The organism is Streptomyces sp. NPDC036815, assembly GCF_055609205.1.
In genome coordinates this window covers 173269-185265 of record NZ_JBVJPW010000016.1, presented here as the reverse complement: position 1 = coordinate 185265, position 11997 = coordinate 173269, and the positions used below count along the sequence as shown (strand labels likewise).

The window sequence follows — 11997 nt, the reverse complement described above, 5'->3', positions numbered from 1 at the left end:
TTACATTCCGAACCCGGAAGCTAAGCCTCACAGCGCCGATGGTACTGCAGGGGGGACCCTGTGGGAGAGTAGGACGCCGCCGAACTCATTTTAGAAAAAAGGGGAACCCCCGCACCATTGGTGCGGGGGTTTTCTGCGTTCCAGGGGTCTTTTATTGCGCTCTTTGCTCAGCCTTTTGGTCCCTCGTCCCTCAATTGAGTCGAGTCTCAGAGGCGGCCGGCGGCCTTGAGGGAGAGGTAGGCGTCCGCCAGAGCGGGTGCGAGGTCATGCGGAGTGGCGTCCACGACCGTGACGCCTCGACGCCTGAGTTGGTCCGCTGTGCGATGGCGTTCCGATTGAGCTTGTGCGGCCGCCGCGGCGTCGTAAACCGCTTCCGTGGACCCGCGGGAAGTCGCCATTTTCTCGATGTGCGGGTCGGCCACCGATGCGACCAAGACTTTGTGGCGCTGGGTGAGACGGGAAAGTACGGGGAGCAGGCCCTCTTCGATGGGGGCCGCGTCGAGACTCGTGAGGAGCACGATCAGGGAACTACGCGGAACGGTCCGCAGGGCCGTGGACGTAAGGCCCCTGGCATCTGTCTCGACGAGTTCCGGCTCCAATGTGGCCAGGGCGTTGACCACGGAGGGGAGAACGTCGCCTGCTGAGCGGCCCTGGACCAGGGCACGTACGCGACGGTCGTAGGCGAGCAGGTCCACACGGTCGCCGGCGCGGGAAGCGAGGGCGGCGAGGAGCAGGGCCGCGTCCATGGAGGCGTCGAGGCGCGGGGCGTCGCCGACGCGGCCCGCCGAGGTGCGGCCGGTGTCGAGCACGAGAAGGATGTGACGGTCGCGTTCAGGGCGCCAGGTGCGGACCGCGACGCTGGACTGGCGGGCGGTGGCTCGCCAGTCGATGGAGCGGGTGTCGTCCCCGGGAACGTAGTCGCGAAGGCTGTCGAATTCGGTGCCCTGGCCTCGTGTGAGCACGCTGGTGCGGCCGTCGAGTTCACGAAGGCGGGCCAGTTTGGCGGGCAGGTGCTTCCGGCTGGTGAAGGGTGGCAGGACGCGCAGGGTCCAGGGGACTCTGTGGCTGCCCTGGCGGGTGAAGAGGCCCAGGGGGCCGTACGAGCGGATGGTCACGCGGTCGGCCTGGTGGTCGCCTCGGCGCGTGGGGCGCAGGCGGGTCGTGAGGCGGCGGCGCTCACCGGCCGGGACGGTCGGGCGGTGGCGGGACGCGGTGACTTCGGTGCCGGGCTGCCAGCTGCTCGGGGGCCAGGCGTCCCGGAGCTCCGCGCGCAGGGGGCGGCCCGAGGGGTTCGTGACCGTCAGCTCGACGTCGGCGGTCTCGCCCAGGCGGACCGTGGTGTCGCCGGTGCGGGTCAGGCCGAGGCGGCGTACGGGGGCGGCCAGGGCGAAGTCGCAGGCGCAGGCCAGGGCCAGCGGGGTGTTGACGGCGAGGATGCCGGTCCAGCTGGGGTCCCAGAGGCCTACGGGGAGTGTGCCGAGGGCGGCCAGGAGGGCGGTGCGTCCGGTGAGCGCCATCAGCGGGGGACCGGGACGTGGGCGAGGATCGCGTTGATGACGGAGTCGGCGGTGACGCCCTCCATCTCGGCCTCCGGGCGGAGTTGGATCCGGTGGCGGAGGGTGGGCAGGGCCAGGGCTTTGACGTCGTCGGGGATGACGTAGTCGCGGCCGGTGAGCCAGGCCCAGGCGCGGGCCGTGGAGAGCAGGGCCGTGGCGCCTCGGGGGGAGACTCCGAGCGTGAGGGACGGGGAGTCGCGGGTGGCGCGGCAGAGGTCCACCACGTACGCGGTGATCTCGGGGGAGATGGAGGTCTTGGCGACGGCGGCCCTGGCGGCTTCGAGGTCCGCGGGTCCGGCCACGGGGCGCATGCCGGCGGCGCGCAGGTCGCGCGGGTTGAAGCCTTCCGCGTGCCGGGTGAGTACGTCGATCTCGTCCTGGCGGGAGGGGAGAGGGACCGTCAGCTTGAGCAGGAAGCGGTCGAGCTGGGCTTCGGGGAGGGGGTACGTGCCCTCGTACTCGACGGGGTTCTGCGTGGCGGCGACGAGGAAGGGCTCGGGGAGCGGGCGCGGAGTGCCGTCGACGGTGACCTGGCGTTCCTCCATCGCTTCGAGGAGCGAGGACTGGGTCTTGGGCGGGGTCCGGTTGATCTCGTCGGCCAGGAGCAGGTTCGTGAAGACCGGGCCCGGCTGGAAGGAGAACTCGGTGGTGCGGGCGTCGTAGACGAGGGAGCCCGTGATGTCGCTCGGCATCAGGTCGGGGGTGAACTGGACGCGCTTGGTGTCGAGTTCGAGGCTCGCGGAAAGCGCGCGGACGAGCAGCGTCTTGGCCACCCCGGGGACTCCTTCGAGCAGGACGTGGCCGCGGCAGAGGAGGGCGACGACGAGGCCGGTGACGGCGGGGTCCTGGCCGACCACGGCCTTGGAGATCTCGGCGCGCAGGGCTTCGAGGGAGGCGCGGGCGTCGCGGGGATCTCCGGTGGGCCCGTTGTCAGTGGTCGGGTCCATCATGAGTGGCGTACCTCTCTTTCGAGGGCGTCGAGTTGGTCGGCGAGGGCGATGAGTGCCGTGTCGTCGGCGGGAGGCGGTCCGAAGAGGAGGGGGTGCGGGTCCTGGCCGGGGGTGCGCAGACGGGCGGTGAGGGCGGGGAGCAGGGTCTCGGGTGAGTGTGCCTGAGCGGGGGAGACGCCGAGGAGGGGGGCGAGGCGGGTGCGGCTGGCGGTGCGTAGGGCTGCGGCCGCGCGGTCGCGGGCGTTCGCCTTGCGGTAGAGGCGGGCACGGCCTTCCACGGTTTCGGAGGCGCGGATGGCCACGGGGAGGCGTTCGGCGACCAGGGGGCCGAGGCGGCGGGCGCGCCACAGGGCGGCGAGTACGGCGGCGACGGTGAGTTGCAGGGTGCCCCAGAGCCAGCCGGAGGGGATCAGGTCGAAGAAGCCGCGGCGCTCGGAGTCGGTGTCGCCCCGGTCGTCGGAGAGCGAGGGGAGGTACCAGACCAGGTGGGGGCGGGAGCCGAGGAGTTGGAGGGCGAGGGAGGCGTTGCCCTGCTCGTCGAGACGGTCGTTGTAGAGGATGTCGGGGGCGCCGAGGACGACGGTGTCGCCCTTTCCGCGGGGGGCGGGGAGATGGAGAAGGCTGGGGAGTCCGTCGCTGAGGTAGCAGGCCTCGGCGTCCGGAGCGAGGGTGTCGTAGCGGATGCCGCCCATGTCGGCGCTGCCCGCCAGGCGTGCCGCGGGGAGGGCGCAGCCGGGGGAGAGCGTGGAGTCGGCGCTGGGCGTGGGGTCCGCGGTGACTCCGGGGGCGAGGTCCTCGACCGACCGGGTGCCCGGGGTCACGAGTACGGTGCGGCCGCCGGACTTCTCGGTGGCGGAGTGCAGGCGGGAGCGCCGGCCTTTGGTGAGCAGGTCCGGGTCGGCCACGAGGAGGGTCGTGTCGGGGCGGGCCGCGGCCTCGGCCTCGGCGGTGCTGGTGACGACGCGGGTGGACACGCCCCGGTCGGCGAGGAGTTCGGCGACGGCTCGGCTCCCCCGGCTGTCGGCGGAGCGGGGGTCGAGGCGGCCGTGCTGGGCGCTGGAGCGGACGGCGGCGATGGCGACGGCTGCCACGAGGAGGACGACCGCGGCGAGGACGATGCCCCGGGAGCGGGTCCAGAGCTGACGGGGCGTGGGGGTGATCGACGTCGAGGGTGCCGCCGACGGGGCGTCGGGTCGTCCCGTGGCGGTGGGGGGCGTGGCGGGCCCGGGTGGCTCGGTGGCAGGGCTGGGGCCGGTCATTCGGCGTCCCCCGGGGAGCTGGTGCCCGGCGTGGTGTGGGCGGTGGCGGCCAGGACCGGCTTGGTGCGCTGCAGGTCGTGGTCGAGCTCGGCCAGGCGCAGGTATGTGGCCCGGTCCGCGGTGCGACCGCCGTACGTCACGTCGTCGAACGCGTGGGCGGCGGCGCGGAGTCGGTCGGTGTGGGAGGGGAGGGTGCGGCCCGCCTCCGTCGCGGCTTCGTCGGCGGTGCGGCCGGGGCGGGGGTCGAGGAGTGCGCGTTCCTCCAGGGCGCGGACGACCGCGCGCATGCGTTCCTGCACGGCCTGGTTCCAGTGGGCCCGGTCGGCGTGTGCCGCGGAGGCCGCGCGGTGTTCGGCGGCGCTGCGGGGGCGGTCGTCGAAGAGGGCGGGGGAGGGGAGGGGGGCGGCGGTGCGGTGCGGGGTGCCCAGGCGCCACCAGAGGGCGCCGATCACGAGGACGACGGCGAGGACGATGACCAGGAGCCCGAGCGCGCCGCCCGGGGTGGCGCCCGAGGCGGCGGAGAACAGGTCGTCGACCCAGCCCCAGAAGCGGTTCAGGGCCCGCTGGAAGAGGCTGGGGTCGTTGTCGTGGTACATCGGCTTGGACAGTTCACGTTCGGCGGCCTCCCGCGCGGGGTCGCGCGGGATCGTCACCGGTGGGTCGTCGCCGGTGTGCGGCAGGAGCGGTGCGGCTCCGAGCCCCCTGAGTACTGCCCCCGCCGCGGTCACCGCATCAACTCCCCGTGGAGCCCGGCGCGGTGGGGGCGTGGCCGGGGAGGCCGGCGGCGCGGGCGAGTTCGAGGTCGAGGGCCTCGCGGCGGATGCGCTGGTCGACGTAGAGGAGCACGGTGACTCCGGCCGTGATCGGGAACGTCAGCATGGAGCCGATGACCGAGCCGACGCCGCTGACGATCAGGAAGGTCCAGCCCAGTTCCCCGGTGCTGTCGAGAAAGCCGGTGACGCCGTCGCCGCTGACCGCCCCCGCGATGAAGGTGAACGGGATGACGATGATCGACGCCACGACGTTGGCGATGATCGCGGCGAGCAGCTGGATGCCGAAGACCCGCCACCAGGAGCCGCGCACCAGCTTGGCGGAGCGGGTGAGGGACTTCTTGATGCCCTGCTTCTCCAGCATGAGCGCCGGGGAGGCGAGCGAGAGGCGGACCACGATCCAGAGGGCGGCGACGGCGGCGGCGAGGCCGCCGAGCACGGCGAGGGTCGCACCGGCGTCGGAGGGGCCCGCCAGCGCGATCAGCAGGCCGGGCAGGATGCCGATGAAGACGATCGCGGCGCCGATGAGCGGAATGAGCAGGGTCAGACCGAACAGCTTGGCCAGCTGGGGGCGGGAGTCCCGCCAGGCCTCCGCGGTGGTCACCGGCTTACCGAGCACGGCGCGGCTGGTGACCATGGTGAGGAGGGCCGTCGCGACGATCGTGCCGAGCAGGGTGATCACGAGGACCACTCCGGAGCTCAGCATCGTGTCGCCCATGGCGCGGGTCAGTTCCCCGACGGTCGCGCTGGGGTCGTCGAGGGCTTCGGTGTCGACGGACTCGTCGAGGACGAGTCCCTGGAGGAGGACGACGACGATTTCCGTGAGCACGGCGACGGTCAGCGAGATGCCGAGGACCGTGCGCCAGTGGGCGCGCATGGTCGACACCGCGCCGTCGAGGATCTCACCGACGCCGAGCGGGCGGAGCGGGATGACGCCGGGCTTGGCCGCGGGCGGCGGTCCCTGCCAGGCGCCCCAGCCGCGGTAGCCCCCGGGGCCTCCTGGAGCGCCGGGGCCACCGCCACCGGGGCCGCCGGGAGGCTGGTTGCCCCAGCCCCAGCCGCCGCCCTGGCCGGGCGGCGGGGGCGGAGGAGGCGGCGTCGCCCCCGGGCCGGGGGTGCTGGGCGGGGACCACTGGGCGGGCGGCGGCTGCTCCTTGGACCACTTGGGCGGGCCGTCCTGCCGGCCGGCGTCCGCGGGCCCGTCGGCGTCCGGCTTGCCGGCGTCCTGTCCGTCGGAGGGGGCGGATCCGGGCGAGGCCCAGCCCGGAGTGTCGTTCATCGTCGCTCCTTCAAGGTGCCCGTCCGCGGGCGCGGCGGCAGGTTGGCAGCCATCGTGTCACGGTGGGCCCGCGAGGTGACCGGGCGCCGTAGCGGCTGTACACCTTCAATTGTCCGCCGGGTACGGGGCAGACTGGGCGGATGGCTGATCAGTACGCGCAATCCAGCGAGGACAACCGGCCGACCGGGATCCCGACGGTTCCCGCGATCCGATGGGACGACCCGCCCGAGGGGCCCGTGGTCGTCCTGCTCGACCAGACCAGGCTGCCGGGCGAGGAGATCGAGCTGGTGTGCACCGACGCACCGGCTCTCGTGGAGGCGATCAGGACGCTCGCGGTGCGAGGGGCACCGCTGCTGGGCATCGCGGGGGCGTACGGCGTCGCGCTCGCCGCCGCCCGCGGCTTCGACGTGGACGCGGCGGCGGACTCCCTGGCGGGGGCCCGGCCCACCGCGGTCAATCTCGCGTACGGCGCACGACGGGCCCAGGCCGCGTATCGCGCGGCGGCCGCGGGCGGTGCCGACGCCCGGACGGCGGCCGGTGCCGCGCTCGACGCGGCGCGGGCCCTGCACGCCGAGGACGCCGAGGCCAGCAGCCGGATGGCGGCCCACGGCCTGGCACTGCTCGACGAACTGCTGCCCGGCGGCGGGCACCGGATCCTGACGCACTGCAATACGGGGGCCCTGGTCTCCGGAGGGGAGGGCACGGCGTTCGCGGTGGCGCTCAAGGCGCACCGGGAGGGGAGTCTGCGCAGGCTGTGGGTGGACGAGACGAGGCCGCTGCTGCAGGGGGCCAGGCTCACCGCGTACGAGGCGGCGCGGAGCGGGATGGCGTACACCTTGCTTACGGACAACGCGGCGGGTTCGCTGTTCGCGGCGGGTGAGGTGGATGCCGTGCTGATCGGGGCCGACCGCATCGCGGCCGACGGTTCGGTGGCGAACAAGGTGGGGAGCTATCCGCTCGCCGTACTGGCGCGGTATCACCACGTGCCGTTCATCGTGGTGGCGCCGGTGACCACCGTGGACCCGAACACGCCGGACGGAGCGTCCATCGAGGTCGAGCAGCGGGGCGGTCATGAAGTGACGGAGGTCACGGCACCGTATGTGCCGGTGATCGGGATGGAAGCGGGAGGCGGTATACCGGTGGCACCCCTCGGGACCCAGGCGTACAACCCCGCATTCGACGTGACGCCGCCCGAGTTGGTGACGGCGATCGTCACGGAAGAGGGCGTTCTGTCACCTGTGACAGCAGAGGGCCTTGCCGAGCTGTGTGCCAGGTCACGCCAGGTAACGATTAGCTAATGGGATGATGTCAGGCATGAAGGGACGAGTCCTTGTCGTCGACGACGACACCGCACTGGCCGAGATGCTCGGGATTGTGCTGCGTGGTGAAGGTTTTGAGCCGTCGTTCGTAGCTGATGGCGACAAGGCGCTGGCCGCTTTCAGGGAGGCAAAGCCGGATCTTGTACTGCTGGATTTGATGTTGCCGGGCCGTGATGGCATCGAGGTGTGCCGCCTGATCAGGGCGGAGTCCGGGGTGCCGATCGTGATGCTCACGGCCAAGAGCGACACCGTGGACGTGGTGGTCGGCCTGGAGTCGGGCGCCGACGACTACATCGTGAAGCCGTTCAAGCCGAAGGAGCTCGTGGCCCGGATCCGGGCGCGGCTGCGGAGGTCGGAGGAGCCCGCGCCGGAGCAGCTGGCCATAGGTGACCTGGTCATCGACGTGGCCGGGCACTCCGTCAAGCGGGACGGGCAGTCGATCGCGCTGACGCCGCTGGAGTTCGACCTGCTGGTCGCGCTGGCGCGCAAGCCGTGGCAGGTGTTCACGCGTGAGGTGCTGCTCGAGCAGGTCTGGGGTTATCGGCACGCGGCGGACACCCGCCTGGTGAACGTGCACGTCCAGCGGCTGCGTTCCAAGGTCGAGCGTGACCCGGAGCGGCCGGAGATCGTGGTGACCGTCCGTGGTGTCGGTTACAAGGCCGGACCGAGCTGACATGTCCCGGGACAGTTCCTCCCCGGCGCCCGGGAGTCAGAGGGCTCGCTCGGGGCGGACTGGACCGGCGCGGGGCGCGTCCCGGTTCGGGCGGCTCGCCGATGGCGGGCTGCTGCTGCAGGGCGGGGTTCAGGGGAGCCCCGTGCTGCGGCTCTTCGTGCGCTGGGTGCGCCGTCCGCTGCTGCCCGCGGTGCGGCTGTGGCGGCGCAACATCCAGCTGAAGGTCGTCGCCACGACCCTGCTGATGTCGCTCGGCGTGGTGCTCATGCTCGGCTTCGCCGTCATGAGCTCGGTGAACAACGGCCTGCTCAAGGCCAAGGTGAAGGCCTCGCAGAGCCAGGCCGACGGCGGTTTCAGGGCCGCCCAGGACAGTGTCAACGCCGCCCGGCAGAGCGCCGGTCAGGGGCAGGGCCAGGACGGGAGCACGGCCGACGGGCGCAATGCCGCGGTGTGGATGTCCGACCTCGTCGAGCAGCTCTCCAGCGGTGGGCAGAACGCCTTCGCCGTCGTGACGCTGAGCCCCACCTCCGCGGGCGACGCCGGAAGCGTGCGGGGCTCGCGGGCCTCGGGCGGCGTCGAGCCGATCGTCAGCGTGCCCGAGGAGCTGCGCCGCCAGGTCGACAACGGCACGGGTGTCTACCAGGCCAATACGCGCATCATCTACGACGACGGTCGTGAGCCGCAGTCCGGTCTGGTGATCGGCAAGCGGCTGAACGACCTCAACGGCGACCCGTACCAGCTGTACTACCTCTTCCCGCTGACGCAGGAGGAGGAGTCGCTGAACCTCGTCAGGACGACCCTCGCGACCGCCGGGCTCTTCGTCGTGGTGCTCCTCGGTGCCATCGCGTGGCTCGTGGTGCGCCAGGTCGTCACGCCCGTCCGGATGGCCGCGGGCATCGCCGAGCGGCTCTCCGCCGGGCGCCTCCAGGAACGTATGAAGGTCACCGGCGAGGACGACATCGCGCGGCTCGGTGAGGCCTTCAACAAGATGGCGCAGAACCTGCAGCTGAAGATCCAGCAGCTGGAGGAGCTGTCCCGGATGCAGCGGCGGTTCGTGTCGGACGTCTCGCACGAGCTGCGTACGCCGTTGACGACGGTGCGGATGGCCGCCGATGTCATTCACGAGGCGCGGGTGGACTTCGATCCGGTGACCGCGCGCTCGGCCGAGCTGCTCGCCGACCAGCTCGACCGGTTCGAGTCGCTGCTCGCCGACCTGCTGGAGATCAGCCGGTTCGACGCGAGGGCGGCCGCGCTGGAGGCGGAGGCGATAGACCTCCGGGAGGTCGTACGCAGGGTCGTCGGCGGCGCCGAGATGCTCGCCGAGCGCAAGGGCACGCACATACGGATCGTCGGGGACCAGCAGCCCGTGGTCGCCGAGGCCGACGCCCGCCGGGTGGAGCGGGTGCTGCGCAACCTCGTCGTCAACGCCGTGGAGCACGGCGAGGGCAAGGACGTCGTGGTGCGGCTCGCCGCCGCGGGCGGCGCGGTCGCCGTGGCGGTACGGGACTACGGAGTGGGCCTCAAGCCCGGCGAGGCGACCCGGGTGTTCAGCCGCTTCTGGCGGGCCGACCCGGCACGCGCGCGTACCACCGGTGGTACGGGGCTCGGCCTCTCCATCGCCCTGGAGGACGCGCGGCTGCACGGCGGCTGGCTGCAGGCGTGGGGCGAGCCGGGCGGCGGTTCGCAGTTCAGGCTGACGTTGCCGAGGACGGCGGACGAGCCGCTGCGGGGCTCGCCGATACCGCTGGAGCCGGACGACTCGCGGCGGCACCGCGGGCTGAACGACGCGGGACTGCCCCTCGGAGGCGCGAACAAGCTGGCCACGGTTCCCGCGCAGGCGGCCGCGGCGGACTCCGAGAGCGCGTCGCCGCCCGTACCGGCGAGGGGGCCCATACCGCCGCGGCTCCTGCAGCCCGGCCCCGTGGACCTGACGGCGCTGCCCGGCAGCGGGTCGCGGGTCGTGCCGCGCCGGCCGGTGGACGGTGACGAGACGGTGGGCGAGGAGACGGCGGGCGGCGAGTCCGCGGGTGACGCGGAGCCGGACGGCGAGGCGCACGGCGGCGGTCGGGGCGGGGCGAGCGGTGACGGTGCCGGAGCGTCGGGCCCCCGTCCGCACCCACGGACGAACGCACGTACGCAGCCGCCGGAGTCCGGGGCGGACAGGGAATCCGGGGCGGGTTCGGACAGGGAAGAGGAGAGCACTCGTGGTCGCTGACCGTGCCGGGCGCGGCCGCCGTGCGGGCCGCAGGCGTGCGCTGCGCGGTGGACTGGTGCTGGGCAGCTGCGGCGTGCTCCTGGCCGGGTGCGCCTCGATGCCCGACAGCGGGAATCTGAAGTCCGTCGACGCCTCGCAGCGCCCGGACTCGCAGTCCCAGGTCCGGGTCTACGCGATGCCGCCGCGTGAGGGCGCCCGGCCCGTGGAGATCGTTCAGGGCTTCCTGGAGGCGCTGACCAGCGATGATCCGCAGTTCGCGATGGCGCGCAAGTATCTGACCAAGAAGGCGTCGCGCGCGTGGCACCCCGAGCGGTCCACGACGGTGCTCGCGGACGGCCCGAACACGGACGCGGGCAACGCGGGGAACGACGCGGAGGGCAGTCGGCGCTACTCACTGACCGGCCGGCAGGTCGCGCGGGTGGACGAGCAGCGTGCGTACCGCCCCGAGGACGCGCCGTACAGCCAGTCCGTGCACCTGAGCCAGGAGGGCGGTCCGGGCGGGGACGAGTGGCGCATCGACAAGCCGCCGACGGGCGTGGTGCTCGGCGAATCGGACTTCCAGCGGATCTACCGGCCCGTCAACAAGTACTACTTCGCCGGGCCCGCGGGGGCGGGCGTGAGCGGCCGGACGGGGCTCGTCGCCGACCCCGTCTACATCCGCCAGCGCATCGAACCGCTGACGGAGACGGTGAAGACGCTGCTTGAGGGGCCGACCAACTGGCTCGGCCTCGTGGTGAATTCGAGCTTCCCGAGCGGTACGGCGCTCAAGGAACCCGACAAGCCGCTGACCCTGGACGACCAGAACAGGCTGACCGTGCAGCTCAACAGCCGGTCCGACGACGCCGGGCAGACCAAGTGCAAGGAGATGGCGGCGCAACTGCTCTTCACCCTGCAGGACTTGACGCCTTCGGGGGTCGAGCAGGTGACGTTGCAGCGTTCCAACGGTTCGATGCTCTGCGTGTTGAGCCAGGACCGGGCGGAGACCGTCGCGGCGCACCGCAGCGCCGACCGGCCCGACTACCAGTACTTCATCGACGAGAAGCACCGGCTGGTCCGGATGTCGGCCAACGCCGGGAGCGCGGTGGATCCGGAACCGGTGACGGGCGCCCTCGGCACCGGCGACCAGCCGCTGCGTTCGGCGGCGGTCTCGCGCGACGAACAGCGTGCGGCCGGGGTGTCACTCGACGGCAAGTCGCTGTACACGGGGTCGCTGTTCTCGGACGACCCGCTCGGCAAGGCGCATCTGCGCAGCAGGGCCAAGTCGGAGGACGACCGCCTGTCCACGCCCAGTTGGGACGGGCGGGGCAATCTGTGGGTGGCCGACCGTGACCCGAAGCGGCCGCGCCTGCTCTGGCTGGAGCAGGGCAAGGGCGACCCGGTCGAGGTCGAGATCCCGGCTCTGGACGGGCGTGTCCAGGACGTGCGGGTGTCGGGCGACGGCGTGCGCATCGCCCTGCTGGTGAAGAAGGGCGACAAGAAGTCCCTGTGGATCGGCCGGGCCGAGCGCAGCGCGGGCAAGGGGGAGCGCCCCGACATCTCGGTCCTGGACCCCACCCCCGTGGCGCCGCAGATGGAAGAGGTCACGGCCATGTCGTGGGCCGGCGGGAGCCGTCTCGTGGTGGTCGGACGGGAGACCGGCGGGGTGCAGCAGATCCGGTACGTGCAGAGCGACGGCTCGGTGCTGCCGGGCACCGCGCTGCCCGGCCTGACGGGCGTCGAGGAGATCGCGGCGTCCGATGACGAGCGGCAGCCGCTGGTGGCGCACTCGGACGACGGGATCGTGCGGCTGCCGACGGGGTCGCAGTGGCAGACGGTGGTGAAGGAAGGGATGGCTCCGGTCTATCCGGGGTGAGGACCGGCCCGCGCCGGCAACGCGCTCTCGGCGGCCGTGAGTTCGGCTGCGAGCTCGACCGCGAGTTCGGCCGGGAGTTGTCCACAGGGGGTTATCCACAGGGGTGGCCGCGCCGTCCCGGCCT

9 protein-coding genes and 1 rRNA gene are annotated in these 11997 nt (G+C 72.5%); 5 read left to right on the top strand and 5 right to left on the bottom strand.

What is annotated here, in order from left to right; all coding sequences use genetic code 11:
- A 5S ribosomal RNA gene (gene rrf / locus ACZ69I_RS28250) occupies nucleotides 1-85 on the top strand; the annotation flags it as partial.
- A gap of 121 nt (nucleotides 86-206) precedes the next feature.
- Here the strand turns inward: rrf and ACZ69I_RS28245 are convergent.
- The 5 genes from ACZ69I_RS28245 to ACZ69I_RS28225 are packed head-to-tail and all read right to left on the bottom strand — an operon-like array spanning nucleotide 207 to nucleotide 5814.
- Nucleotides 207-1517 (bottom strand): DUF58 domain-containing protein, encoded by a 1311-nt coding sequence (locus ACZ69I_RS28245; RefSeq protein ID WP_470835401.1) that lies wholly within the window; start codon nucleotides 1515-1517, stop codon nucleotides 207-209.
- Nucleotides 1517-2503, bottom strand: a complete 987-nt coding sequence (locus tag ACZ69I_RS28240) for an AAA family ATPase (protein WP_470835410.1) — start codon at nucleotides 2501-2503, stop codon at nucleotides 1517-1519. The genes ACZ69I_RS28245 and ACZ69I_RS28240 overlap by 1 nt, the downstream gene beginning before the upstream one ends.
- Entirely contained in the window at nucleotides 2503-3765 is a 1263-nt protein-coding gene (locus tag ACZ69I_RS28235) for a DUF4350 domain-containing protein (RefSeq protein WP_470835400.1), read from the bottom strand. Before ACZ69I_RS28235 ends, ACZ69I_RS28240 begins: the two co-directional genes overlap by 1 nt.
- Nucleotides 3762-4493, bottom strand: a complete 732-nt coding sequence (locus ACZ69I_RS28230; protein WP_470835399.1) for a DUF4129 domain-containing protein — start codon at nucleotides 4491-4493, stop codon at nucleotides 3762-3764. Before ACZ69I_RS28230 ends, ACZ69I_RS28235 begins: the two co-directional genes overlap by 4 nt.
- A gap of 4 nt (nucleotides 4494-4497) precedes the next feature.
- Nucleotides 4498-5814: a DUF7847 domain-containing protein gene (locus ACZ69I_RS28225; protein ID WP_470835398.1), complete on the bottom strand. Its 1317-nt coding sequence runs from the start codon at nucleotides 5812-5814 to the stop codon at nucleotides 4498-4500.
- Nucleotides 5815-5954: 140 nt separating this feature from the next.
- Here ACZ69I_RS28225 and mtnA point away from each other — a divergent pair, with 140 nt between their 5' ends.
- From mtnA to ACZ69I_RS28205, 4 genes are read left to right on the top strand one after another with little or no spacing between them, the layout of a single operon-like run.
- Nucleotides 5955-7112, top strand: a complete 1158-nt coding sequence (gene mtnA / locus ACZ69I_RS28220) for an S-methyl-5-thioribose-1-phosphate isomerase (RefSeq protein ID WP_467681080.1) — start codon at nucleotides 5955-5957, stop codon at nucleotides 7110-7112.
- A gap of 4 nt (nucleotides 7113-7116) precedes the next feature.
- Nucleotides 7117-7806 (top strand): two-component system response regulator MtrA, encoded by a 690-nt coding sequence (gene mtrA / locus ACZ69I_RS28215; protein WP_189176211.1) that lies wholly within the window; start codon nucleotides 7117-7119, stop codon nucleotides 7804-7806.
- Between the two features lies 1 nt (nucleotide 7807).
- Nucleotides 7808-10021, top strand: a complete 2214-nt coding sequence (gene mtrB, locus ACZ69I_RS28210; RefSeq protein ID WP_470835395.1) for an MtrAB system histidine kinase MtrB — start codon at nucleotides 7808-7810, stop codon at nucleotides 10019-10021.
- The gene (locus tag ACZ69I_RS28205) at nucleotides 10011-11873 is read left to right on the top strand and encodes an LpqB family beta-propeller domain-containing protein (protein WP_470835394.1); all 1863 of its coding nucleotides are present in this window, start codon (nucleotides 10011-10013) and stop codon (nucleotides 11871-11873) included. The genes mtrB and ACZ69I_RS28205 overlap by 11 nt, the downstream gene beginning before the upstream one ends.
- Nucleotides 11874-11997 lie beyond the last annotated feature (124 nt).

Excerpts from the sequence above, each read along its gene's own strand:
- ACZ69I_RS28245 (WP_470835401.1), bottom strand. The coding sequence starts at position 1,517 with ATGGCGCTCACCGGACGCACCGCCCTCCTGGCCGCCCTCGGCACACTC.
- ACZ69I_RS28240 (WP_470835410.1), bottom strand. The coding sequence starts at position 2,503 with ATGGACCCGACCACTGACAACGGGCCCACCGGAGATCCCCGCGACGCC.
- ACZ69I_RS28235 (WP_470835400.1), bottom strand. The coding sequence starts at position 3,765 with ATGACCGGCCCCAGCCCTGCCACCGAGCCACCCGGGCCCGCCACGCCC.
- ACZ69I_RS28225 (WP_470835398.1), bottom strand. The coding sequence starts at position 5,814 with ATGAACGACACTCCGGGCTGGGCCTCGCCCGGATCCGCCCCCTCCGAC.
- mtnA (WP_467681080.1), top strand. The coding sequence starts at position 5,955 with ATGGCTGATCAGTACGCGCAATCCAGCGAGGACAACCGGCCGACCGGG.
- mtrA (WP_189176211.1), top strand. The coding sequence starts at position 7,117 with ATGATGTCAGGCATGAAGGGACGAGTCCTTGTCGTCGACGACGACACC.
- mtrB (WP_470835395.1), top strand. The coding sequence starts at position 7,808 with ATGTCCCGGGACAGTTCCTCCCCGGCGCCCGGGAGTCAGAGGGCTCGC.